We start from the raw sequence: 26,085 nt of genomic DNA, 5'->3' as shown, positions 1-26,085 counted from the left end.
CCGATACTTTAATCTACCGCAACAATCCGGCCGGCCCTTTTCGCTACACTTAGCCGCAGTTAATGGTTAAGGAGAGCTACTATGGCCAGCCACAATCCGCATCGTGTTTATATCAGTACCACAGCCCGTTCTAATCAGTATTTACTGGCAGAATTTAAGCCCGACGCCGCGTTCTACCAGCAGTTCAGCAGTCATGAAGCCTGCTATCAGCAGTTAGCCCAACAATTGTTTGCGCTACTGCCGCAATATGATTTGCGCAATGTGCAATTAATTGCCAATGACAAACTGCCGGTGGTCCGTTTCCATCAGGAGGCCTATACCTTACAAACCGAAAAGCAGATCCTGTTTTTCTATAACCCTAAATACCATGAAGGTCAGGGTATCTTCAGCCAGCCTGATTATCAGGCACGCAAGATCCGGGTGGTATTTCTGGCCACCGGCGAAGAGCTGCGATCCCAGGCTGCAGCATTTCACAGCAAAGTAGTACAGTGTCTGCAGGCCTGGCAGCAACAGTTACCTGGTAAGCCGGCACTGAAACTGCGCGACCATCAGCAGCTGTCTTATGATCTGTTTGCAAAAACGAAAGGTCATAAAGAAAGTTATGGCTATAAACTGCGCGGCCTCTACCCACGCTACAAAGCCCGGCACTGTGCACTACCGGACGAACACAGCGAGTTGACTTACGTCACTGTTACCCTGCCCCTTACCCGGCAGCTAAAACAGCAGTGGCTTGCAGCGGGAGCAACCGACTTTAGCCCGCTGTATCAGCAGCTGCAACAACGCTTTGTCGAAGCCTGTGCCGGTAAAAAGCTGGACCGGCTGGCCATCGTTGCCAATGGTCTGACACCGGTAGTGCGCAGCAGCAAGTGGGACCAAATCGAGCAGAACCGCGAGCTGCAGAAAATCAGTTTTAACCCGGATTGTACTGAGCCCCAGCTGCTCACCTTCTGGCAGGCTGATAAGCTGGTTGAGAGCGCACACTTTATTATTGTGGCCGATAAAGACGACAACACCGAGTTTGGCTATGGCCGCTTTATGAACCAGGTCGAAGACGCGCTACGTAGCTTCGCCCGGCAACTGGAGATTCCGGCAGAGCGCCAGGATCTGATTGTACGTTTTTATCAACATATCAGTTATATCCTGCCTGCAGCCTAATCCCCGGCATCGCAAAGGCAGCTGGTCTGCCGTTGTTGATTATCGATAGCTTGACTTTTGGTTAATGATAACTATTATCATTTAATCGCAAGCAAGAACTATCGGAATATGCAAAACCTGTGGTCAAGCTGGTCGCGCCTGGAGTACCAGTTGTTTAAACCAGATTTTTTATCAGGGGGTGTAACATGAGTTTTCGGATTGAGCATGATTCGATGGGAGAGCTGCAAGTACCTGCGCAAGCCTTGTATCAGGCACAAACTCAGCGTGCCGTACAAAACTTTCAGATTAGCCGCAAGCCAATGCCAGTGGGTTTTATCAAAGCCTTACTGCAGATTAAAAAAGCCGCAGCCCTCACCAATGCCGAACTTGGCTTACTGACCGCGCCGCAGGCCCAGGCAATCAGTCAGGCAGCAGAGCAACTACTGCACGACACCGACTTAAGTCAATTTCCGGTGCCGGTGCTACAAACCGGCTCGGGTACCAGCAGCAATATGAATGTGAATGAGGTGCTGGCGACCTTGGCCAGCCAGCTCAGCGGTGCCAAAATACACCCTAATGATCAGGTAAATCTGGGGCAAAGCAGCAACGATACGATACCAACCGCGATCCAGCTCAGCTGCTTGCTGGCGTTACAGCAGCAGTTACTACCGGCGATTCAGGGCTTGCAGCAGACGATCAGCGAAAAATCTGCCACTGTCGGCCATATTGTTAAAACCGGTCGCACCCATTTAATGGATGCGATGCCCGTGACCTTCGCGCAGGTACTGGGTGGCTGGCACAGTCAGTTGCAACATGCCGCACAACAATTACAGCAGCAGATACCGCTATTAAGCCAACTGGCGCAGGGCGGCACCGCGGTAGGAACCGGCATTAACGCCCCCCCCCAGTTTGCGGCGAGGTTCGCCCAACAGCTCAGTAAGCAAACCGGTCTCAAGTTAAGCGTCAGCCCGGATTTTTTCTTTAACCTCAGCTCGCAGGATAGCGCCCTGGCGTTATCGGGTTGCCTGAAAACGCTGGCGGCCGCCTTACTAAAGATCGCTAACGACCTGCGCTGGATGAATTCCGGCCCCTTAGCGGGTTTAGCGGAAATCAGCCTGCCGGCGTTGCAGCCAGGCTCGTCCATTATGCCCGGCAAAGTGAACCCGGTTATTCCGGAAGCCGTTGCTATGGCCTGTGCTCAGGTATTTGGCTGTGATACAGCGATTAGCATCGCTGCCCAATCCGGCAACTTTGAACTTAACGTGATGTTGCCGTTGGTGGCCGATAACTTACTGCAAGCCATAGCTTTACTCAGCGGCAGTTGTGACGCACTGGCTACACAGGCCATCGCCGGCTTTACCGTCAACGAGCGACATATTGCTGCCAGTCTGGCGCAAAACCCGATCCTGGTTACGGCACTTAACAGCCGCATCGGCTATGAACAGGCAGCGCGTATTGCCAAGCAAGCCTATCAACAACAGCGGCCTATTCTGGATGTCGCCGCCGAGCAAACCGGGATCGATCGGGAGGAGTTGGCCAACTTGTTGGATCCAGCGCATCTGGCCACTGCTACAACTATTACCAATCAATCGCCCTGACCACAGTAGCGCTGATACTAACCATGGCTCACCCATCAGCTCCATATGTCACATACATATCTGAAATATAAATTGATAACTTATTCACAATTTGATATACAAAGTCCACAGGGAGTTTTGTCTGGAATGGCAGTGGAGAAAACGCAGTGATGCCTTATAACCAACTATTAATCTTATCGGATGTCAGTATCAGCTGTAATTTGGTGCTGCTGGCGAAATCGCTGGGCATACCGGTAAAGCAGTTATCAGCAACCGAATTCCAGGCGCAGCAAGATCTGCCGCAAAACACCTTGATCGGTATACAGTTAAAAAATATCAGTGTGGGTAAGAACAGCTTCAATACCTTATTACAGTCTGTTCGGAAATGCGGCTCAGTTTTTTTATTCAATGCCGAGCGTGATGTTATCAATAGCGCTCTGGCAATTAAAACCGGTATCCGGGGCGTAATTTATCGTGATGAGCAATTAGATAAAGTCTTGTCTGCTCTGAGTAATATGATGAAAGGTCAGTTGTACTATTCAAGAGCAGAGCTCTCTGCCTTTGTTGACCAAACACTTATGCCGGAGGAAAGCAGTGATGTGTTGTTCAGCTCAGAAAAATTTCTGATCCTGACCAAACAGGAAAAACGGATCACTAAACTTATTGCTGAGGGTGCCCGCAATAAGGAAATTGCCGACCAACTCAACATTAGTACTCACACGGTAAAAGCTCATGTTTCCACTATTTTGCGCAAAACCCAAGCCCGCAACAGAGTAGAATTAATTAAGATTGCCCAAGGAGAGCCAGCTGCACGCTCCCCCTCTTATATCTAGGCCTTGACTAGGCTTCTGGCCGCCAGAAGCCTTTCGCAACACCTTGCTCCACCAATTCCATCACTGCTAACTCGATTGCTTGCTTAACCGAAAACATCACCGGCTCGTTGGTTGTATAACCGGCTTCGGCTTCAACCAAACGATTGAGAGAGACAAAGCGGAATAATCCAGCTCTCAACTCTTGAGAGAAAACCTTTTTAGTCGTTGATACCGAGAGTAAAACCTGGCCGGTGAACACATCAACAGCACGCAAATAAACCGTAACCTGGTCTTCGCGATAGAGTTCTGAGGCACCAATACCAAAGTATTCAGCACCGATACCACCGGTAGTTAGATTGGTTTCATAACCAATAATGCCGCCTTCAAGCAACAACCGGGCTTCTTTCATCGGTGGCAGTTCAGGAGCGCCTTTATTTGAAGTGTAGATCCGCCTTTCTGTAAGCAGATTTTGCAATCCTTCCCGCTCTAACGGGGAAAACCAGCCACTCTCAATCAGCGTTTGGGTCAGCATAGAGGTCGCGCCCTGAGTCACCGCCGTTGAGAAACTCGACACATTAGCCTGGGGCTTATACTGTCCTGTTTGATCGCGAAACGCATAAACAGAAACCGGGATAGGATGTCGCGGCTGCTTATCTGATTTGAGGCTCAACATAGCGGCAGACGTCGGATTGATTTCAGCCGGCGTCAGATTTAAGGTGGGTTTAGGTACAAAAGCGCAACTACTCAATACGCTGAATAACAAAACAATGCTAAAACGCATACTTACCTCGGTAAAACGGGAATACGAATAATGGTGGTATCACCAGTGTTTTGATTGGTTATCGTGACCAGGACACTGCCGTCAGTATCCTGAATCACTTCGATGCGATATTCACCAGTGTCGTATACACCTTCAACCAGCTCACCATCTGCAATGCGTCTGGTCAGCGAGTTGATAATATTTCGCTCCAGAGCTTCCCGGAATTTGTCGACAAACGATAATGCAGGCCTTTGTAAGGAATGCGCATTTTGACTTTGCGCCTTTTGCAGCAAAAAATTGCCATTTAGTGGATTACCACCAAAGCTGGGATTTATCGGCGTGTACACCAGTTCAGTCGCCAGCGTCTGGCTAACAGGCATTAAGGTCCCGCTGCACACTAACAAAGTCAGAAAACATGCTTGCTTAGAAAGTCGATTCAGCACCGAACCACTCCTCTGTTTTAATTTTTACCAATTCATCCACCGCGATTAAGATCGCTTGCTCAGCCATCTGCTTGACGTCATTTTGCCGGCGACCAAAATAGTTTTGATAGATCCGTCTTTGGTCCAACTCAACCCAAAGAAAGGTTCCTGCCTGAGGATAGATTTGCTCGTACACGACGATAGTAACGCCGTCTGTAGACGGCACTTCACGCCAATAGGAAGAGAAGTAAAAGACAAAGTCTTTGCCAAAGCGGGAAATCGTTCTATCCAGCACCATGCCGCTCAACTCAATCTCTGCTTTCGCAGGCGAGAGGCAACAAATAAGGATAATAAGTGCGAAAAATCCATTTCTCATAATTAGCAGAGCGGCTTGCACCGCTCCGTTCTATACATTCAAAACATCTTATCGCACTATATTAAACATCTGATCAACAAACAACCCGAATATTTAATTTGGTGCGTTTTGATTCACAATAGCAGTGTTGAATGAGCCAATTTGTACCACTTGCAGCACATTATCAACGCCACCCTGAGCACCCAGTACCAGGTTGTCGCTACCTTGCTGAGTAATTAACACTGTGCCGTTATCACCGGCAACCCGGAACGACGGCGCATTATCACCGCCAACCCAGTTTTGGCTGCCACGTTGCAATACATTTAATGTATTGCCATTACCTTCAAGTAACACGTCTACCAGGTTCAGATCGCCGTTACGCTGATTAACAGTAACATTGTTGTTGTTGACCGATTCACCGGTGACAATAACTTCGTTGGCATTACCAGCTTGATTCACATTTAAACGGTTACGATCACCTGCCACATCAAGCAGCGCGAAGTTATCACTACCATTCTGGCTGATTCGACCATTGTTGGCATTACCAACCAGGCCGATGCCGGCATAGTTGTTGTCTCCGGTTGTTTCGATAGTACCAACGTTAGCACTACCTACCAGAATCATCTCGCCATTATTGTTATTGCCGGTTTGTGAAATCATCAGATCGTGGCCTGATCCTACACTGGCAAAGAAAATGTAATTATCGTCACCGGCCTGCACGAAGTCGTAGGTATTGTTATCACCACTAATTCCGATCGGTGCTTCAATTAGGTTGTTCGCACCAACCTGATCAACAAACACCACATTATCATTGCCATTTAACGGATTAATCTGGAACTCGTTGCCAGAACCATCCTGAAAAATATTTAATTCGTTGTTGTTACCGGAGAAAGTACGGGCAATAAATACGTTTTCATCACCAAATTGCTGAATGGCAATATCATTATTGTTACCCCGCAGCCCAACAATACCGCCAACGTTGGCAAAACCGTCCTGCTCAATAGCAACAGTGTTGTCATTGCCCAGGCCACCGATAACTGCCGATTCGTTGAACACACCGTCCTGCAGAGCTTCATAGCTGTTGCCGTTGCCTCTGAATTCGGCCAGAGTCCAGTTCAAACCGCCGTCCTGAACAATAGAGATCTGATTGTCATCACCCTGCACTAATGCTGTTGCTTCTTGAGCGACGCCCATCTGATTGACTTCGACCAGGTTATTGTTACCCTCAACCTCAACCAGCATTAAATGACTGGATCCATCTTGTTTTAACAGCACTGAGTTGGCGTCACCACCGCTGTAAGTGTCGATCTCATTAGCTGTGCCGCTCTGCTGAATGTCTGTCTCATTCCCACTGCCGACCTGCTGCGCGATAATAAAGTTATCTGAAGTGGCAGTGCCGGTTTGCACCAGTTGTACCAGATTCTCCTGATTACCAGTGTTCGTTTGCAATACTATTGCTGTATCGTTGGCAACTGCCTGACCTGATAAACAAGCGGCGACAGATAAAGCTAGTAGTGTTTTACGTGACGTGAACTTAAACATTGGTTCTTCCTTTCTCGATTTAATTAGTATTGGACGATAGATATTTCAATGCCGTTGCCAATCTGGGTCAGGTCGAAACTTTGCCCCCCCCATTGCTCCAGCGAAATAGCGTTAGCATTTCCCAGCTGTGCGAGATTGGCCTGATTACCAAATCCTACTTGCCGGACACTTGCCTGATTCCCCACCCCGGCTTGTTGTAATGCAATCTCATTCAACATGCCGATTTGTTGTAACTCAGCAACATTAGCTAAACCGCTTTGCGTGACATCAGCACTGTTTACTGTGCCGCGCTGTAAAATGACCAAAGCATTACTGTTACCATGCCGGTCCAACAACTGTGCTAGCGAGATAGAAGCGTCGTTTGCACTAACCTCAGCGACGCCCACTAAGAGAGCCGATACCAGTAGCAGCCCTTGCCAGCACCTTGTAATTACAAACTGCATGCCCTCCCCCTTTTTTACTATTGGTTAACCAAGACTAATGCAGTGACGCAAACAGACAATCGGAAGAACGGCCTAATTAACGGAAATTTCCCTTAACACGAAAAATAATATTAACATTAAAAAACAATGGCTTATATCGTTTCATTAGCATGGACACCTGCCTCAGAGCTAGCTCTTCCGGCCTATAAATTGCGCATCCTCTCCCGCGCAGAAGCTTTTGTGATATTTATCCTTTGTGCGATCTGTTAGCACCATTCACAAACTTATAAAATAAAACAGGTACGTTTATGATAAAAAAATCTCTCATTGCCCTGGCTGTGGGTACTGCGCTAATCAGCGGTAGCGCCTTCGCCAAAGAGCAGGCTCCAGCCGCAGATGACTCAATACTGGTAATGTTCAAGCCAGGTGTTAATAAACAACAACGAGAAACACTGATCCGCAGAACAGGCGCCAGCCTGCGTCAATTAGATGCTCAAGGTCGTGATCTGGCATTTCAACACGTTGCGGATGGCCGGATCGTAAAAGTTCGGGTTCCGAAAGGCGTGAATAAAGACTTCGTTATGAAGCAACTGGCCCGAAATCCTGCTGTTGAGGTCGCAGAGCCGAACTACCTGGTCCAGAGTACCCGTGCAGCTGTTACCCCGCCAAACGACCCACGCTTTGGTGATTTATGGGGTTTACATAATACGGGACAAGCCGGTGGCCGTGCCGGTGCAGATATTAAAGCTCTGGATGCCTGGCAAACGACGACAGGCGACCATAGTGTCATTATCGGGGTAATCGACTCTGGTATGGACTACAACCATCCGGATCTTATCGCTAACCGCTGGGTTAACCCGGGCAATCTGCCAGGCCATCCATATGGTTATTCATCATTAAATCCAAATCGTGATCCAATGGATACCGACTCTCACGGTACTCATGTCGCCGGTACTATCGGTGCTGCCGGTGACAATAGTATTGGCGTTGTTGGTGTAAACTGGAATGTCACATTACTGCCATGTTCATTCCTTGGACCTCAGGGCGGCTCAACCGCTGGTGCCATTGAATGTATCGACTACTACACTAACCTTAAGCTAAACCATGGTGTAGATATTAAAGCGACCAACAACTCCTGGGGTGGTGGTGGCTTCTCAGAAACACTGCGCGCCGCCATTCAGTCAGGTGGAGATGCAGGTATTCTGTTTATCGCTGCGGCAGGTAATGCCGGTCGTGATGCTGATGTTAACCCCATGTACCCTGCCGCATACGACCTGGACGTTATCGTATCAGTTGCCTCAACTGATCGTAACGACAACCTGTCAGTCTTTACCAGTGGCGCATCAAACTATGGTTTAACCAGTGTAGACTTAGGTGCGCCGGGTTCAGCAATCTTGTCGACCATTCCGAATAACGGCTATGCGGCATACTCAGGTACTTCCATGGCATCGCCGCACGTCGCCGGTGCTGCAGCCCTGCTGTGGTCAGTCAACCCGGATATTACACCGTTAGAAATGAAAGCCATTCTGATGGAGACGGGTGACAGCCTGCCAGCTCTTGAGGGTAAGACCGTCTCTGGTAAACGTTTAAACTTAGCCAGAGCGCTTGAGGAAGCGGATCCGGCTCCGGGCTTCCGCCTGGCACTTACGCCACGTAACCAGAATATTGTCGCTGGCGACACTGCGACCTTTACGCTGGATATCAACAGCGTAGCCGACTGGATGCAAGTCGTTAACCTGTCGCTGGACGCATCTCCTGCTCTGTCAGGCGCGACGCTGTCTGCAAACAGTGCTATGCCTGGTGATGTAGTAGTGCTCACAGTTAATACCGACACCGCCACGGCCTGGGGTGATTATAATCTGGCTATTACCGCAACAGACTCATCAGGCGAACTGCAGCGTACTGTTAATGCCAGCTTAAATATTACGCCGGCATTCTTACAGGATTACAGCTATATCAACGATACACCTGTTGCTATTCCTGATAATAACGCGGCAGGTATCACCAGCGTTATTTCAGTACCGGATGACGGCACCATTTTCAGTGCATCTGTGGACCTGAATATTACCCATACCTGGCGCGGTGATCTGATTGTTCGCTTAACCTCACCAACGGGCACACAGCATGTTCTGCATAACCGCACCGGGGGCAGCGCACGGGATCTGATCGGTAACTATCCAATCAGCAGCTTTAACGGCGAACAGATGAGTGGCGATTGGGTGCTTTTCGTATCGGATAATGCAAGTCTGGATACCGGTACTCTGAACAGCTGGCGTCTGAATCTGTCGGCATTAAACGATGGCCCGGTAGATCCGATTGCACCGGTAGCTGCGTTTAGCTACAGCATCTCCGGTTTAACTGCCAGCTTTACTGACTTATCAACAGATGAAGATAGCAGTATCGTAGCCTGGGATTGGAGTTTTGGTGATGGCGCAACCTCATCACAGCAAAACCCAAGCCATACCTTCGCTGCGGCTGGTGACTACACTGTATCGCTGACCGTAACAGATGATACCGGTTTAACCAGTACCAGTTCACAACAGGTTTCTGTTGCTGACATCAACTTTAACCTGAGTTTGCTGCGTGCTACCCGCGCCAGAACAGGCTCAACTATTGTTGATTTACGGATGAACGATATTGGTGCGGCTGTAGATGTGTATCGTGATGGTACGCTAATCGACACAGTGGTAGGTGATCGTTACCGCGACCGCTTTACCTCAACGGCGCCAACCAGTACCTATAAACTGTGTTTAGCTGGTACTCAGATATGTTCAGGCGATTTAGTCGTTAACTTCTGATTCGAAAGCTTAGTGTCATAAAGCAAACCGGCAGCCTGACTGCCGGTTTTTTTCTGGCGCGCCATGCCCGGCGAACGTGTGAGAGGACGGCGGGAGTGATCCCGCCTCCTATTCGATCTTATAATAGCAACCTGGTTTCAGATAACACAGGCCTACAATGAGCCGTTACAGTATTCTGGCTACCGCCGTTGAACACCGGTTGCTGGAGAAAAACAGCGAGTTTATTACCTTCTTGCAACCGGTAAGCGATCGTGAACAGGCGCTGCACTGGCTACAGCATTACCGCGAACACTATAAAGACGCAGCCCATGTCTGTTGGGCCTACATTATTGGTAATACCCGCCAGCCACAGACTCAGGCCTTTAGTGATGATGGCGAACCCAGTGGTACAGCGGGCAAACCGATGCTGCATGTACTGACCGAGCGCGAACTGGGAAATTGTCTGGCGGTGGTGGTACGCTATTTTGGTGGTATTAAGCTCGGCGCCGGCGGCCTGGTCCGCGCTTATTCCGCAGCAGTATCGCAGGCAGCACAACAAGCCAACCTGCAAACTGTCAGCCCAAAAGCCCGGCTACAACTGCAGCTTGATTTCGCGCTGGAAGCGCGGGTGCGGCAGCTAATGGCACAGTATCAGGCGGAACTACTGACAGCAGATTATCAACAACAAGTTATGCTGCAAGTGCAGCTCCCGCTGGAACAGCATGACGCACTGTGCCTGCAACTGCAAAATATCAGTGCCGGTGCCATAATGGTAAAAGAATTGGCCGACTAGCAATTCCTGTCATTCCATGGATAATAACCGCCAAAATCAGAAGATAGCGGCGCTGCGATTCTGCGCCGCCGATAGGATGCGCTATGTCTCAATTACTTCGTATTGTGCTGATCCATACCCACCTGCCGGGTGTGGTGGAATTACAACTGGATCAGCATACTAATATATGCGGTACCAACGCCTCGGGTAAAACGACCTTGCAGCGGCTGGTACCGGTATTTTACGGTGAACAGCCGAACCGGGTGGTGCCAAAAACCCGCAAAAAATTCGATGAATTTTACCTGCCTTATACCAACAGCTATCTGATCTATGAATACCGGCGCGAAGGCGGCGAAATTTGCCAGGTGGTGCTAACCCGGAAAAGCGACGGTGGTGTTGATTACCGCTTTGTCGGCGCGCCCTACCAGAGCGACTTTTATCTGCAGCACAGCAGCGAAGGCGCCAAAGGTATGAGCTACAGTGACTGGGCAGCGGCAATGCGCGCCCGCCCGGATGTACAGGTGTCGCCAAAAATCAGTGCCACCAGCGAGTATCGCAGCATTATTCAGAACGATGCCGCCGCGCTGCGCGGCAACAATGCCGATAGTCTTAAACTGCGCCGCCTGGCCAGCAGTTACAGCCTGGTTGCCAGTGGCCATAAACTGCGGCATATCGAAAAGCTGGTCAGCGCCGTGCATGCCAAAGAAGGCAAAATGGATACGCTCAAAGCGATGCTGGCAGCGATCTTTGAAGAAGACGGCGTCACTCTGCCCACCACTAAGGTTAAAAACACCAAGGCGCGGGAATGGATCCAGCAGATGCGGCAGTCGATGCGACTGGACCGGCTGCAACAGGATTTTGAGCGGCTGAAGCAACTGGCGCAACAACTCGACGGCTGTGAAGCCTTGTTAGCGGCGCTGCTACCGCTGCTACAAGACGATGAGCAGCAGCAAAAACAACGTAAAGCCGATGCTGAAGCACAGGTGCATCTGCTGCGGGGGCAGCTGCAAACCGCCAAGGATGTGTATAGCGCCCAACAGCTGGAGCTGAGCAGCAAGCTGGCCCAGGCCGAAGCCGGTTTACATGAAACCAGCGCCCGTCTGGACCAATTGCAGCAGCGCTATGACGACTACGACAGCAAGGATATGCCAAAACTGCAGCGGGATACCGATGCCTTGCCTCTGTGGCGTGAAACCCTGCAGGAGCTGGCCGAGCAGTATCAATTGATGGTGGAGCAGCATGGCGATTTAGAACGCCAGCTGGAGCAACGCAAAGCCAAACTGGCCGAAGCCTTTAACCGCTTAAGTGAGCAACACCGCGCCAAGGCGCGCACCTTACAACAACAAAAAGATCAGACCCGTGAGCAGCAGGAACACAAGCTGGCGACACTGGAGCAAGGCTTCCAGGGCCGCCTGCAAGAGGCCCAGCAGCAATATGCCGACCAGCTAACCCAGCTAAGCAGCCAGATCGCCGTATTACAAAGCCAGCTTAACAGCCCGGCTTTAACCGAAGAGGAGCTGGAAGCGCAGCGCGTTGCCGAGCTGCGGCTGGAGCAAGCGCAGCAACAGGCACAGCAGCAGGCCCGGCAACTGCAGCAATTACAGCAGCAGTATCAAAAGGCCCGCGAAGCACGCGAACAGGCCGATCAGCAACTGGAGCAAGGCCGCAAAGCACTGCACAGTGCCGAGCAACAGCTACAGCAACTACACCGCCAGCTCAGTCCGGAACAAGGCAGTCTGCGGCATTTCCTGCGCCTGCACTATAACGGCTGGGAGCAAAAACTCGGTAAGGTGCTGGACGAGCGCCTGCTGGACCGGCAGGACTTACAGCCGCATCTGAGTGAGCTTAGCGACAACCTCTATGGCCTGACGCTGGAGCTGACTGCCATTGATACCCCGGATTATGCCCAGGATGAAGCCGCGATCCGCCACCGTATTCAAGCCGCCGAACAGCAGGTGCAACAACTGCAAAGCCAGAAACAGCAGGCCGAAAAGCTGTTAAAAGAGCGCTTTGAACAGGCCGAGCTATTGCGGGCTCAGGTCGAGCAGGCTGAGTGGCAGTTTACCCAGTACGAGCAGAATATCGAGTACGCCCGCGATGCCCGTAACCGCCTGCAAGCACAGCAGCGTGAGCTGGTGACCCAGCGCCAGGCCAAAGTTAAAGCCGAGCTGTCTGCCCAGCAGCAACAGCTGGACAAAACTAAGCAGCAACAGCAGCAGGACCTGCAGGCGCTGAAAGATGATCACCACAGCCAGCGCATGGAGCTAAAAGCCGACTGGCAGGCTGAGCTACAGGTGTTTGACGAGCAGATCGACGAGCTGGAACGGCAGCTTGAGCGCAAACGCGATGATAACCAGCAGCAAATTAAAGAGCTGCAACAAGCCTTTAACGAAGAACTGTCGGCGAAAGGTATCGATCCGCGCCGCCTGACCGAGCTAAAACAGAAACAGGATCAGCTACGCAGCGAGATCAAAGCCGTTGAGAGCCGCCAGGATGAACTAACCGCCTGGCAAAGCTTTATGGCGCTGGACTGGCAGAAACTGCGGCCGCAGCTACTGGAGCAGGAAACCGGCTTAAAGCAGCAGCTGCGTAGCAGCAAGCAGGCACTGGAGCAGTTAAAAACCGAATACAGCGCCAACAGCAAACAGCTGGAAGAACAAAAGCGCAGCGTACAGGAGCAGATGCAGCAAGCCGAGCACTTACTGGCGCAGTTAAAGCCCGTGCTCTACAAGCTGCAGGAACTGCAGCTGGCCAGCATTAGCCCGGCCGCGGCGAACCCGAGTGCGGATATCATTGAACGTTTGGCCCGGGCTAATGAAGCACTGGAGCAGCGTAACAAACTGGAAAGCCTGCTGAAACAAGCACTGGCGCAGTTTGAGGGCATGCTTAGTAAAGACGCCGGCCCGGAATTCCTCGACCGGCTGGAGCATGAAAAACGCAAACTACCGGAATACGCGAAAGAGCGCGACCAGCTGCCGATTCTGCAAAACCTGCTGCAAATTCTGAAAGATGCCCAGCAACAGTTGCTGGAAATGGGCGAGAATATCGGCGGCGATCTGAAAAAATTCTTTACCGTCTTTAGTGATATTAACCGCCGCATTGCACTGCAAAGCCGCCGCTTAAGCGAAGCCGTGGCCGACGATCTGGTACTGGAAGGGATCAGCAAATCGGAAGTACGGATTTTATCGACCATCGACGAGCTGGGTTTCTGGCAGCCGCTGAAGCATTTTGCCAAGCTCTATGATGACTGGGGCGCCTCCGGTAAAGCCTTACCGTCGGAGCAGTATCTGAATGCGCTGGCCGATGTGGTAGAGCTGCTGCGCGCCGATGAGCAGTACAGTATAGAATCGCTGTTACGCCTTGAGCTGCATTTAAGCGAAGGCGGCTCCGAGCTGGTAATTAAAAACGACCGTCAGCTACTGGAGTCCTCCAGCCATGGTATGGCTTATCTGATTCTGTGTAAGTACCTGCTGGCCTTTACCCGCTTATTGCGCGGTGCAGCTAAGGTCACCATCCACTGGCCGATCGATGAAATCGGTACCCTGGCCTATCACAACGTCGAGAAACTGTTTAAGGCCTGTAGCAGCAATCAGATCGTGATAGTCGGCGCCTTCCCGAACCCGGAATCCGATGTGTTAATGTTATTCCAGCACCGCTATTTAATTGAGCCGGACCAGCAGAATAGCAGCCTGCGCCGCCTGAAACGTATTCAACCCAAAATCAGCCGCTTAGCCGAGCGCTTAGCCAGTAAACAGCAGGAGGCCAACTGATGCTGCAACACGGACCCTTACTGGAACGCCTGCTGGCAGGCGATTTCATCTGCCGCATTACCGATGAAGATGCCTACCGACATCTGAGTAACGAGCAAACCCAGCAGGACATCAATCATTACCTGCGGCCGCTTAACCGCCGGCTGGTTAGTAATGATGACCAGAGCGTGTATTTTCTTGGCTACTACGAGCTGAGCAAAGAGGCACGCGAGCAGCTGAGTCAGCAATTTGCGCAAACGGTGCAGTCACTGCTGCCGCTGCTGGAATGGTTGCAACTGGTACAGGAAACCCTGGGCCGGGATAGCGCCCTGACCGCCGGCGATACCATCAAGCTGCAGGAGTTTGTGCTACGTACCGAAGATAACCAGAGCCTGCGCCAACGCCTGAATACACTGGCCAGCGACCGCTTTTTTAATAGCCAGAGCGAGCAACTGGATAGTCAGGTAAAGCTGATTTTCCGTCGCTTAAAAGAACATGGCTATCTGCTGCAGCCGCATGCCGACCGCCAGTACTATATCGTTACCGGTAAAATTGATTATCTGATTGATGTGATTCGCTTTATCCGCGATGAAGAACATCTGCCGGTAGAAGACACCCCGCAGCAGGAGGCATTACTCTGATGGCGCCGCTGGATCCGACCCCGGGCATCGCTTCCAACCTGTTTAATACCGGTGCTGAGCGGCTGGCTTTACTCGGCAAGTATCATAAGCAACTGATGCAGGGTTATCTGGATGGCTATGTCGATGAAACGGCCTTTAGCGAAGGGGCGCTGAAAAAGCTGATTGCCGCCCGTATTTTGTGGCGGCCAGACGAACAACAACCGCTGGCACTGCGGCCTTTAGTCAGCGAGCTGATCGCCAGTATGGTCGCTGATGAAAACCGCCGGCAAATTAACGCCGACGTGGCCGAAAAACTGGAGCAAATCCGCAACCGGGTGCAGGCATACCGCGATGCGCAGTACAAAGGCGACTATGCGGTGGCCGAGTTACAGCTGCAGCGGTTAACTGAGCATGTACATGACTTAAGCGGCCAGTTTGAAGAGGCGATCGACAGCCTGTGGCACCGGCTGAACAGCGACTTTGGCTTTGTTAGTAGCCTGGACGATAAAATTCGCGAAAACGAGCGCGCGCAAAAACAACTGCGCCGCTTGCTCGATGGCCTGGATCTGCTCGACTTTACCGAGCTGATTGAGCTATCGGAAGGCAATAACCATCTGCGCAAGTTGCTGGTTAGCCAGCTGCAAAGCCAGCTGAGCTCGCATCATAGTAGCTTGCTGGAAGTGCAAAAACGCCTGGTCGAGCTGCTGGCCAAGTTCCGCCAGCAACAATCGCGATCCTTGCTGATTAGCAATATGGTGGCGTTTTTACGCCAGCATCCAAAGTATCAGCCGGCCGATTATCCCAACCGCAGCGAGCTACCGGATCTGTTTAACCAGGCCAGTGCCATCCGGCCACAGGCCGCTATCGCGTTGGATAAAGCCAGTGAACGGCAAATTCTGGCCGAACTGGTACGCGCCCTGCCACGGCAGGTTGCGGTAACGCTGTCTGATACGCCAAGCGCCAGCTTTAGTGAGCTGCTGCAGGATGAAGAAATCGCAGCCCGCCAGTTGGCACTAAAAACCGATGTCGAAAACTTCTATTTGCGGGTGATCGACCGCGGCGGCAGTTTAAGTGCGCTGGAGTATCTGACAGAGCAACAACTGCCCTGGGACTGCGAGATCTGGCTCTATCAGATCCTGGCCGAGTATCAGGCGTTACCAGTGGCAGAAAAGCAGATGTTCCAGCTGCAACGCGAAGAAAGCCCGGCCAGCGCCGTTAACAGCCTGTACCTGATCCGCGATATCAGTATTGGTTTGCAGGCAGCCTGATGCATAAGGCTCTGGGGTTACAGGCGCTAAACTGGCTGTTAAAGCTGGAGCAGCGCCTGCAACGCGACGGCAGTGCAGCCATTAAAGCCGACAGTAAGATCGCTGCCCAGGTAATTGCCTGGTGTATTGAACAGCAATTATTACCGGCACACAGTGCGCGCTTACCGACAGTGCCATTTAACCGGGCGCTGTTAGAGCAAATTGCAGAGGCCCAGCAAGCGTTAGGGCAAGCCTGTTTCCGCCAGCCGTTAAGCAGTCAGGATCGACTGGAGCAAAGCTTATACAGCCAGCAAGAGCTAAAAAGCGCTGGCGCCAGCCCGCGCCAACATAGAGTATTAGTCAGGCTTAACACCCCGCTTTTTGCTCAAGGCTTGCCAGCACTGCAGTTTAGCGATCTCGACTGGCAGCAACTGCCGCTCAGCGCCTATGACGCCTTATTAGTGGTCGAAAACCTGGATTGCTTCTATCAATTGGAGCGTTTTACGCTGGCGCTACCGTACCAGCTGCCACTGATCATCTATCGAGGAGATACGCAATACAGCAGCGGCTGTGCTGTCCTCTGTGATGCCTGGCCGCAAACCGGTAAACCCTGTATCTATTTTGGCGATGCCGATTTAGCGGGGTTAAGCATCGCCATCAGTTTAGGTTGTAGCAGTATGCTCTTACCCGAGCTAAGCCAATTTCAACATGCTGCCAGCCCAGCGATGCTGGATAACAAGCAGTTAAAATTCCAACCCGGTTTAGCCGCCATGGCTATGCACCCGGCTTTTACCCCCTATCAGCAACTCATCTGCCAACAATTAAAAGGCCTGCGCCAGCAACAGATGCAGGCGATGCCACTTACGCCGGTGCCGCTGCTAAACCCACCCCCGCAAATTACACCTTACTCCGACTCCGGTATGCTTGCGTACCGGAGTCGCAACCTGCGATAGTGGGTGAGAAACCTTTGCCCTCATGTGCAAACAAAGCTTTAGCGAAGAAAAGAAGCTTTGTACCAAACGCAAAACCGCTCTCCCAAATAGCACCAAACCCCGACTCCGGTATGCTTGCGTACCGGAGTCGCAACCTGCGATAGTGGGTTAGACATCTGACGAATGGTATGCACTCAATGTTTGAGCAAAGATGTGGCCAAAATTAGCTGGCAACTGATATTTATTAGTCAAGCCAGTACATTACCGTCCAATCACATCTACCCCTTTGTTTCTAGATGCGTTAAATTACCTTCATGAAAACAAAACCTTTGCCGACAAGAGTTAAAAACATTATTTAAGCTGGCTTGTTAATGTGGCCGTGATTAAATTTAATACTCAGCTCGCTGAGCAAGCTGAGAATATTACTAAGTGATTTTTTGGATTATGCTCGTGTGCTGCAAGGACTGGTTATTAATGGATATCTAAATGACCGAAAAAAAAATCGAGCAAAGCGCCACAGACTCATCACCAGAGCTTGAAGGCACCTACAGCAAGCGTTCTGCTAAGCCGAATTCCGGCGTGCGGGAAGACAGCATCGAATACGGCTTCATCGGCAAACTGCAAAGCCTCAAGTACGAATACCGTAAAGATATCCGCGACCGCGCCGCGTTAGAGCAGAACTTTCGTGAAAAATTCGAGGCCCTTAACCGCGTTCGGCTTACCGATGGTGAATTTTCACGTCTGCTCGAAGAAATCGTCACCCCCGACGTGTTCACCGCCGCACGCACCTTACGCGAACGCAACAGCTTCACTCGTGACGACGGCACACCTCTGAACTACACCCTGGTGAACATTAAAGACTGGTGCAAAAACACCTTTGAGGTGATCAACCAGCTGCGCATCAACACCGATTACAGCCACCATCGTTACGATGTCATCCTGCTTATCAATGGTGTGCCCTGCGTGCAGATAGAGTTGAAAACCCTCAGCGTCAGCCCGCGCCGGGCCATGGAGCAGATCGTCGAGTATAAAAACGATCCAGGTAATGGCTACAGCAAAACGCTGCTGTGCTTCCTTCAGCTCTTTATTGTCAGCAACCGCACCGATACCTGGTATTTCGCCAACAACAACGCCCGGCACTTCGCCTTCAATGCCGACGAGCGCTTTTTGCCCATTTATCAGTTTGCCGATAAGGCAAACAAAAAGATCACGCACCTCGACAGCTTCGCTGAAACCTTCCTGGTCAAATGCACCCTCGGCCAGACCATCAGCCGCTACATGGTGCTGATCGCCAGCGAGCAAAAGCTGATGATGATGCGCCCGTATCAGGTGTATGCGGTGAAGCAGATCGTCGACAGCATCCACCAGAACTGCGGCAATGGTTACATTTGGCACACCACCGGCAGCGGCAAAACGCTGACCTCTTTCAAGGCCTCTACGCTGCTGAAAGACAACCCCGACATTGAAAAATGCCTGTTTGTGGTCGACCGTAAAGACCTTGATCGGCAAACCCGCGAGGAATTCAACAAATTCCAGCAAGGCTGCGTCGAGGAAAACACCAACACCGCCGCGCTGGTGCGTCGCCTGTTGTCAGATGACTATGCCGATAAGGTGATCGTTACCACCATTCAAAAACTGGGTCTGGCGCTGGATGAAAATAGCAAGCGCAACCAGCAACGCGCCAAAAGCGGCCAGGCCACCTATAAAGAGCAGCTCGCACCGCTACGCGACAAACGCATTGTCTTTATCTTCGACGAATGCCATCGCTCGCAGTTTGGCGACAACCACAAGGCGATTAAAGAGTTCTTCCCCAAGGCCCAGCTGTTTGGCTTTACCGGCACGCCGATCTTTGAGGTCAACGCCAGCGCCAAACAATTCGAAGGCGAATCTGGCCAGTTCAAAACCACCGAAGACCTGTTCCAGAAGCGGCTGCACGCCTACACCATTACTCACGCCATTGAAGACGGCAACGTGTTACGCTTCCATGTCGATTACTTCAAGCCCAAGGTCGAGGAAGGCAAAACGCTGCCTAAGCCCGGCGAGGCCATCGCCAAACGCGCCGTTATTGAGGCCATTCTGGCCAAGCACGATGCTGCGACTGGCCAGCGCCGTTTTAATGCTTTGCTCGCCACAGCGTCCATCAACGACGCTATTGAATACCACGCGCTGTTCAAGACCGTGCAAGCAGAAAAGCAGGCAGCCGACCCCGATTTTCAGCCGCTGAACATCGCCTGCGTGTTCTCGCCGCCCGCTGAGGGCGATGCTGATGTCAAACAAATCCAGGAAGACTTGCCGCAGGAGAAAGAAGACAACGCCGTTGAACCTGAGCAGAAAAAAGCGGCGCTTAAAGCCATCCTGGCCGACTACAACAGCCGCTACGGTACCAACCACAGCATCAGCGAGTTTGATCTTTACTATCAGGATGTACAAAAGCGTATTAAAGACCAGCAATGGCCCAATGCCGACCATCCGCATGCGCAAAAAATCGACATCACCATTGTGGTCGACATGCTGCTCACCGGGTTTGATTCCAAATACCTGAACACGCTGTATGTGGACAAGAACCTCAAGCATCACGGCTTAATTCAGGCCTTCTCGCGTACCAATCGTGTACTCAACAGTATTCAGGCCGAGGATAAGAAGCCTAATGGCACAAAACCATTCGGCAATATCCTCGATTTCCGCCAGCAGCAGGATAACGTGGATGCGGCCATTGCGCTGTTTTCCGGGGAAGGCTCCGGTGAGCAGGCCCGCGAAATCTGGCTGGTGGACAAAGCCCCGGTGGTTATCGAAAAGCTGGATGTTGCCGTGCAAAAGCTCGACGCTTTCATGAAATCCCAAGGTTTGGATACAACACCCGAAGCTGTGCACAACCTCAAGGGTGACGAAGCCCGCGCCGCTTTCATTAACCACTTCAAGGAAGTGCAGCGGCTTAAAACTCAGCTTGACCAATACACCGACTTAACTGAGGATAACGCCGCCGCCATCGAGCAAATTATCCCGAAAGAAAACCTGCTCGGCTTTCGTGGCGCCTATCTGGAAACTGCCCAGCGGCTGAAACAACAGGCCCAACAGGGCAAGGGCAGCGATAAACCCACACCAAGCACTGTGGATCAGCTTGATTTCGAGTTTGTGCTGTTTGCATCCTCACTGATTGATTACGACTACATTATGGGCCTTATCACTAAGTTCTCGGCCAAAGGCCCCGGCAAATCGACGATGAGCCGCGAACAGCTCATTAGCCTCATTCAGTCGGATGCCAAGTTTATGAACGAGCGCGACGACATCGCCGCTTACATCGCCACCCTCAAAGCAGGCGAAGGCTTAAGCGAACAAGCCATCCGCGACGGCTACACCCAATTTAAGGCAGCAAAAGACACCGCTGAGCTCGCCGCTATCGCTGCCAAGCACGGTCTCGACACTGCCGCCCTGCAAAGCTTTGTCGACGGTATTCTGCAGCGGATGATTTTCGACGGCGATCAATTAAGTGACCTGATGGCCCCGCTGGAGCTCGGCTGGAAGGCTCGTACCCAGGCCGAACTTGCGTTAATGGCAGATCTGCACCCGCTACTCACCAGACGCGCCCAAGGCCGCGATATTTCAGGACTGAGTGCGTATGAGTAAAACAATAAAAAACACCGCCACGAAGGAAGAGGGCAAAAATGCTTTGGTGCCTAAGCTGCGCTTTCCTGAGTTTCGGGGAGCGGTTGGGTGGACTCCCGTGGCCTTGGGAGAAGCATCTGTGCCAGTAACTGAGCGCGTGGGCGAGAGGAAACTCACGCCGGTAAGTATCTCGGCGGGTATTGGATTCGTGCCGCAGGCAGAGAGGTTCGGACGCGACATTTCAGGCAACCAGTATCAGCTCTACACCTTGGTTCGGGATGGCGACTTTGTTTTTAACAAAGGCAATTCACTAAAGTTCCCGCAAGGCTGCATATATCTTCTTGAGAGATGGGGGCAAGTCGCCGCGCCAAATGTTTTCATCTGTTTCCGAATGAAAGATGGTTACTCGAACGGCTTCTTTCAGCAGTGCTTCGAGCAGAACCAGCATGGCAGACAGCTAAAGCGGCACATCACGAGCGGGGCGCGGAGCAATGGTTTGCTGAACATCAGCAAAGACACTTTTTTTGGCGTAGAAATTCCCACGCCAAGCCCCGCCGAACAACAAAAAATCGCTGAGTGCCTGAGCTCCGTGGACGAGCTGATTGCCACTCAAGCCCAAAAACTGGACGCGCTCAAAACCCATAAAAAAGGGCTGATGCAGCAGCTTTTCCCCCGCGAAGACGAAACCCAACCTCGCTTCCGCTTCCCCGAATTTCAAAACACTGGGGAGTGGGAGATAAAAACGATGGGCAGTTTTGCCTCGTTTTCATCAGGTGGAACACCTTCAAAAGACAATCCTGCATATTGGAATGGAAGCATCCCTTGGGTAAGCGCCTCGTCGATGTATGACCTTATCATCAAGAAAGCGGATCATTATGTGACGCCTCTTGCGATCGGCAAAGGAACGAGGATTGCCAAGAAGGGATCAATTTTGATTCTTGTTCGTGGAAGCATGTTGTTCAAACGTGTGCCGATTTGCATAGCGGGAATTGATGTTGCATTCAATCAAGATGTGAAAGCGCTCGATGTGGATACCTCAATCAACACCAGTTTCCTTCTCTATCAGCTCTCAGCCTTCCAATCGCGCATCCCGATCAACGAAACAGGTATCGGTGCTGGAAAGATAGAGCTAGAACATCTCAAAGGGTTTGAGCTCTTCTTCCCCGAAGTCCACGAACAACAACGCATCGCCGACTGTCTCACCAACCTCGACGACCTCATTACCACTGAGACTAAAAAGCTCGAAGCTCTTAAAGCACACAAAAAAGGCCTGATGCAGCAGCTTTTCCCATCGCTGGGGGAGGCTGAGGCATGAGCAATAAACCAAAGATCAACAAGTATGCGAACCTGACAACACTGGCAAGGAAGCTGCGTGATGATCACGGCGGTGTCGATCTTATTCTGCTCTACGCCTATAACCGTACGGGCAAAACACGACTTTCTATGGAGTTCAAAGATTCGGGTAAGCGCAAAACCAAGAAAAACCCTGAAGGTAAAGCTGATACTCTTTACTTTAATGCGTTTACTGAGGACTTATTCACTTGGGAAAACGATCTGCAAGGCGACAGTGTTCGCTATCTCCAACTCAATGGCGAATCAAAGTTCTTTGCCGCGCTTAAAGACCTTGCCCTCGACGAAGCTATCGCTGTTTACCTTAGCCGTTATGCCGACTTCGAGTTCGATATTGTCTATGCCGATTGGAAAATCACGTTCCGCAAAGATGATGAAGAAAATATAAAAATTTCCCGTGGCGAACAGAATATATTTATCTGGTGCCTCTTTATGGCCATTTGCGAACGGATGCTCGACGGCCACGAATCGTATCAATGGGTAAAATACCTCTACATTGACGACCCTATTTCATCTCTGGATGACAACAACGCTGTCTCGGTCGCTTGCGATCTGGCCAAACTTCTTCGGCGAGCTGCGAGCCGGACGAACAGCCGGGGTGAGCCGAATCCTATCAAGGTCGTATTCTCCTCTCATCACGCACTCTTTTTTAACGTGATGTGCAATGAGATCAGCAGAGCAAAAGAAGGCGAACCCAAGGTTACACACAAGCGCTATTTTCTTCACCGCGCCAATGGGGACGGTGTCTATACCTTACGGGCCACCGACGATACGCCGTTCTTTCACCACGTCGCTACTTTGGCAGAACTGCAACGTGCCGCCGATCCTGTAACTGGCACGCTCTACACTTTCCACTTCAATGCGCTAAGAAGCATTATGGAGAAGACAGCATCCTTCTTTGGGCATGAAGATATTTCATTCTGCCTTAAGGCGCTTAATAACGAGGAAGACCAGGCGCTCTATAATCGCGTTCTCAATCTGCTCAGCCACGGGAAATACGCGATTCAGGAGCCGACCATTATGGGCGAAGACAACAAAGAACTGTTTCGACGCATCATGGCGGACTTTATCAGCACGTTTAACTTTACATTGCCGGAGATTGCGGAGGTGGCACCCCAAGCCGCAGCGTCCGCTCAAGGCACAACATCAGCCCCGGTAGCCACCCCATGAACGACCTGATCCTCTACACCACCGAAGACGGGCGAAGCCAAATCAAACTGCGGGCCAAGGACGAAACCGTGTGGCTGACTCAGCTTGAGATGGCGGAACTCTTCGACGCCACCAAGCAGAACATCTCCCTGCACCTCAAGAACATCTTCGAAGATGGGGAGTTGGACGCAGATTCAGTTGTCAAGGAATCCTTGACAACTGCCGCCGACGGCAAGCGCTACCAGACATTGCTCTACAACCTCGATGCTATTCTGGCCGTGGGCTACCGCGTACGCTCACCGCGTGGCGTGCAGTTCCGGCGCTGGGCCAGCACGGTGCTTAAGGAGTTTCTGACCAAGGGATTTGTGATGGACGACGAGCGGCTGAAGAACCCGGATGGCCGCCCAGACTATTTCGATGAGATGCTGGCACGCATCCGCGACATACGGGCGTCTGAAAAACGCTTTTACCAGAAGGTGCGCGACCTCTTTGCCCTCTCCAGCGACTACGACAAGAGCGACAAGGCCACGCAGGTGTTCTTTGCCACGGTGCAAAACCTTTTGGTCTATGCCGTAACGCAAAAGACGGCAGCCGAACTGATTTCTGCACGGGCAAACCCTGCTGATCCGCATTTTGGTCTGCTCGCCTGGAAGGGCGACAAGGTGCGCAAAACCGACATCCTCGTGGCCAAGAACTACCTGACCGAGGATGAGATCGACACCCTAAACCGGCTGGTGGTGATCTTCCTTGAAACCGCTGAACTACGCGCCAAGAGCCGCCAGGAAACCCGGATGAGCTTTTGGAAGGAAAGTGTGGGCCAGATCATCACCTCCAACGGCTTCCCATTACTCACTCATGCGGGCGCCATCAGCCACGAGCAGATGGAAAATAAAACGAGCGCCCTCTATCTGAACTACGACCAACACCGCAAACAGCAAGAAGCGTTGGCAGCCGACGCGCAAGACGAAGCCGAACTGAACGCCCTTGAAAACAAGATTAAGAGACGCCCTAAAAAATGAACGACACCAAACTAGGTAAAACCCTCTGGGCCATCGCCGATACCCTGCGCGGCGCGATGAATGCGGACGATTTCCGCGATTACATGCTGTCCTTTTTGTTCCTGCGCTACCTGTCGGACAATTACGAGACGGCAGCTAAAAAGGAACTCGGCAAAGACTACCCCACACCCGACGCCGACGACCGCCGTGTGCCGCTGGCATTGTGGTATGCCAACAACCCGGATGACATCACCGAGTTTGAGAAACAAATGCGCCGCAAAGTGCATTATGTGATCCAGCCGCAGCACCTTTGGAATAGCGTCGCCAACTTGGCACGCACCCAAAATGGCGAGCTGCTCAGCACCTTGCAGGCGGGTTTTAAATACATTGAAAACGAATCCTTCGAAAGCACCTTCAGCGGTTTGTTCTCGGAGATCAATCTTGGCTCGGATAAACTCGGTCGAAAATACGAAGATCGCAACGCCACACTGTGCCGCATCATTTCGGAGATTGCCAAAGGGCTGAATGAGTTCTCCACCGACATCGACGCGCTGGGTGATGCTTACGAATACCTGATCGGCCAGTTCGCCGCCGGCTCTGGCAAGAAGGCGGGCGAGTTTTACACCCCGCAGCAGATTTCGGACATTTTATCGGCCATTGTTACCCTGGATAGCCAGGAACCCGCCACGGGCAAAAAAGAACGGCTAGCCAGTGTGTTCGACTTCGCCTCTGGCTCTGGCTCGCTGCTGTTGAATGTGCGCAAACGCATGGGGCCACATGGCATTGGTAAGATTTACGGCCAGGAAAAGAACATCACCACCTACAACCTGGCGCGCATGAACATGCTGCTGCACGGCGTGAAAGATACCGAGTTTGAGATCTATCACGGCGATACGCTGGCCAATGATTGGGATATTCTGCGGGAACTGAACCCCGCCAAAAAACCCAGTTTCGACGCCATTGTCGCCAACCCGCCTTTTAGCTACCGCTGGGAACCCACGGAAGCCATGGGCGATGACGTGCGCTTTAAGAACTACGGGCTGGCACCCAAATCTGCCGCTGATTTTGCCTTTTTACTGCATGGCTTTCACTTCCTCAAAGATGAAGGTGTGATGGCGATTATTTTGCCGCATGGCGTGCTGTTCCGTGGCGGGGCCGAAGAGCGCATTCGTTCCAAGCTGCTGAAAGACGGCCATATCGACACCGTTATCGGCTTGCCTGCCAACCTGTTCTACTCCACGGGTATCCCGGTGTGCATTTTGGTGCTTAAGAAATGTAAAAAGCCCGATGACGTGCTATTCATAAACGCCGCTGAGCATTTTGAAAAGGGCAAGCGACAGAATCAACTAAGCGAAGAGCACATCGCTAAGATTATTGAGACCTATCAATTCCGCAATGAAGAGGAGCGCTACTCACGCCGGGTAGAAATGGTTGAAATCGAAAAGAATGATTTCAATCTCAACATTTCCCGCTACATCAGCACGGCGGTAGCAGAACAGGAAATAGACCTTAAAGCAGTTAATGCAGAGTTAGTCACGCTGGAGAAAACCATTGAGGATGCACGGGATAAACATAATGCATTTCTTAAAGAACTTGGTTTATCACCATTACCGTGAATATTGAAGCACTGTTAGTTGTTGGTACTCGAGCGCAAAAATTTTTATGTGCTAATTGAGACTTTTCAACAGGATAACTTGACTAGAGCATTAAGCACAAATTGTTACACAGAGGATGGCTGATCAGACGCGATGTAACAGTCAATCAATGCCCTGACGAAATTCGGCGGCCTGGATAGCCAGTAAAATGTGTGAGTGCTTATCCCACTATCGCAGATCGCGACTCCGGTACGGCAAGCATACCGGAG

General features: G+C 51.5%; 19 protein-coding genes. 14 read left to right on the top strand and 5 right to left on the bottom strand.

Annotation, left to right across the window (positions count from 1 at the left end; genetic code table 11):
• Positions 1–81: 81 nt before the first annotated feature.
• The 3 genes from AEST_RS01545 (at position 82) to AEST_RS01535 (ending at position 3,544) form a co-directional block, all read left to right on the top strand.
• Positions 82–1,155, top strand: coding sequence for a DUF3083 family protein (locus AEST_RS01545; RefSeq protein WP_008606571.1), 1,074 nt, complete (start codon positions 82–84; stop codon positions 1,153–1,155).
• A gap of 185 nt (positions 1,156–1,340) precedes the next feature.
• On the top strand, positions 1,341–2,732 hold the full coding sequence (locus tag AEST_RS01540; protein WP_008606568.1) for a class II fumarate hydratase: 1,392 nt from the start codon (positions 1,341–1,343) through the stop codon (positions 2,730–2,732).
• 149 nt (positions 2,733–2,881) lie between these two features.
• Entirely contained in the window at positions 2,882–3,544 is a 663-nt protein-coding gene (locus tag AEST_RS01535; RefSeq protein ID WP_008606566.1) for a response regulator transcription factor, read from the top strand.
• 7 nt (positions 3,545–3,551) lie between these two features.
• Here the strand turns inward: AEST_RS01535 and AEST_RS01530 are convergent, their stop codons facing one another.
• The 5 genes from AEST_RS01530 to AEST_RS01510 all read right to left on the bottom strand — a co-directional run bounded on the left by AEST_RS01530 (position 3,552) and on the right by AEST_RS01510 (position 7,045).
• Positions 3,552–4,304: a CsgG/HfaB family protein gene (locus AEST_RS01530; RefSeq protein ID WP_008606564.1), complete on the bottom strand. Its 753-nt coding sequence runs from the start codon at positions 4,302–4,304 to the stop codon at positions 3,552–3,554.
• A gap of 2 nt (positions 4,305–4,306) precedes the next feature.
• Positions 4,307–4,693: a curli assembly protein CsgF gene (locus AEST_RS01525; protein WP_409976793.1), complete on the bottom strand. Its 387-nt coding sequence runs from the start codon at positions 4,691–4,693 to the stop codon at positions 4,307–4,309.
• Positions 4,694–4,706: 13 nt separating this feature from the next.
• Entirely contained in the window at positions 4,707–5,102 is a 396-nt protein-coding gene (locus tag AEST_RS01520; protein ID WP_238534530.1) for a curli production assembly/transport protein CsgE, read from the bottom strand.
• Between the two features lie 72 nt (positions 5,103–5,174).
• Positions 5,175–6,602, bottom strand: coding sequence for a hypothetical protein (locus AEST_RS01515; RefSeq protein ID WP_008606558.1), 1,428 nt, complete (start codon positions 6,600–6,602; stop codon positions 5,175–5,177).
• 23 nt (positions 6,603–6,625) lie between these two features.
• Positions 6,626–7,045, bottom strand: coding sequence for a curlin subunit CsgB (locus tag AEST_RS01510; protein ID WP_083216238.1), 420 nt, complete (start codon positions 7,043–7,045; stop codon positions 6,626–6,628).
• A gap of 287 nt (positions 7,046–7,332) precedes the next feature.
• Between AEST_RS01510 and AEST_RS17475 the strand changes: the two genes are divergently transcribed.
• The 11 genes from AEST_RS17475 (at position 7,333) to AEST_RS01455 (ending at position 25,837) form a co-directional block, all read left to right on the top strand.
• Positions 7,333–9,822 carry a S8 family serine peptidase gene (locus AEST_RS17475; RefSeq protein WP_008606555.1) on the top strand — a complete coding sequence of 830 codons (2,490 nt, stop codon included), beginning with the start codon at positions 7,333–7,335 and terminating at the stop codon, positions 9,820–9,822.
• A 157-nt stretch (positions 9,823–9,979) separates the two neighbouring features.
• Positions 9,980–10,594, top strand: coding sequence for a YigZ family protein (locus AEST_RS01500; protein ID WP_008606550.1), 615 nt, complete (start codon positions 9,980–9,982; stop codon positions 10,592–10,594).
• Between the two features lie 83 nt (positions 10,595–10,677).
• Entirely contained in the window at positions 10,678–14,343 is a 3,666-nt protein-coding gene (locus AEST_RS01495) for an ATP-binding protein (RefSeq protein ID WP_008606549.1), read from the top strand.
• A complete protein-coding gene (locus tag AEST_RS01490; RefSeq protein ID WP_008606548.1) occupies positions 14,343–14,963 on the top strand; it encodes a condensin complex protein MksE in 621 nt (206 codons plus the stop codon). The genes AEST_RS01495 and AEST_RS01490 overlap by 1 nt, the downstream gene beginning before the upstream one ends.
• On the top strand, positions 14,963–16,210 hold the full coding sequence (locus AEST_RS01485) for a hypothetical protein (protein WP_008606545.1): 1,248 nt from the start codon (positions 14,963–14,965) through the stop codon (positions 16,208–16,210). Before AEST_RS01490 ends, AEST_RS01485 begins: the two co-directional genes overlap by 1 nt.
• Positions 16,210–17,142: a DUF7281 domain-containing protein gene (locus AEST_RS01480; RefSeq protein WP_008606543.1), complete on the top strand. Its 933-nt coding sequence runs from the start codon at positions 16,210–16,212 to the stop codon at positions 17,140–17,142. Before AEST_RS01485 ends, AEST_RS01480 begins: the two co-directional genes overlap by 1 nt.
• A gap of 465 nt (positions 17,143–17,607) precedes the next feature.
• A complete protein-coding gene (locus AEST_RS01475) occupies positions 17,608–20,745 on the top strand; it encodes a type I restriction endonuclease subunit R (RefSeq protein WP_008606542.1) in 3,138 nt (1,045 codons plus the stop codon).
• Positions 20,738–22,039 (top strand): restriction endonuclease subunit S, encoded by a 1,302-nt coding sequence (locus tag AEST_RS01470; protein WP_008606540.1) that lies wholly within the window; start codon positions 20,738–20,740, stop codon positions 22,037–22,039. Before AEST_RS01475 ends, AEST_RS01470 begins: the two co-directional genes overlap by 8 nt.
• Positions 22,036–23,244, top strand: a complete 1,209-nt coding sequence (locus tag AEST_RS01465; protein WP_008606539.1) for an AAA family ATPase — start codon at positions 22,036–22,038, stop codon at positions 23,242–23,244. Before AEST_RS01470 ends, AEST_RS01465 begins: the two co-directional genes overlap by 4 nt.
• Positions 23,241–24,242 (top strand): virulence RhuM family protein, encoded by a 1,002-nt coding sequence (locus AEST_RS01460; protein ID WP_008606537.1) that lies wholly within the window; start codon positions 23,241–23,243, stop codon positions 24,240–24,242. The genes AEST_RS01465 and AEST_RS01460 overlap by 4 nt, the downstream gene beginning before the upstream one ends.
• Positions 24,239–25,837, top strand: coding sequence for a type I restriction-modification system subunit M (locus AEST_RS01455; RefSeq protein WP_008606536.1), 1,599 nt, complete (start codon positions 24,239–24,241; stop codon positions 25,835–25,837). The genes AEST_RS01460 and AEST_RS01455 overlap by 4 nt, the downstream gene beginning before the upstream one ends.
• Positions 25,838–26,085: the final 248 nt, after the last annotated feature.

Origin of the sequence: Alishewanella aestuarii B11 (assembly GCF_000280055.1) — a bacterium.
GTDB classification, from domain to species: Bacteria; Pseudomonadota; Gammaproteobacteria; order Enterobacterales; family Alteromonadaceae; genus Alishewanella; species Alishewanella aestuarii.
This window is presented reverse-complemented; position numbering and strand designations above follow the sequence as displayed.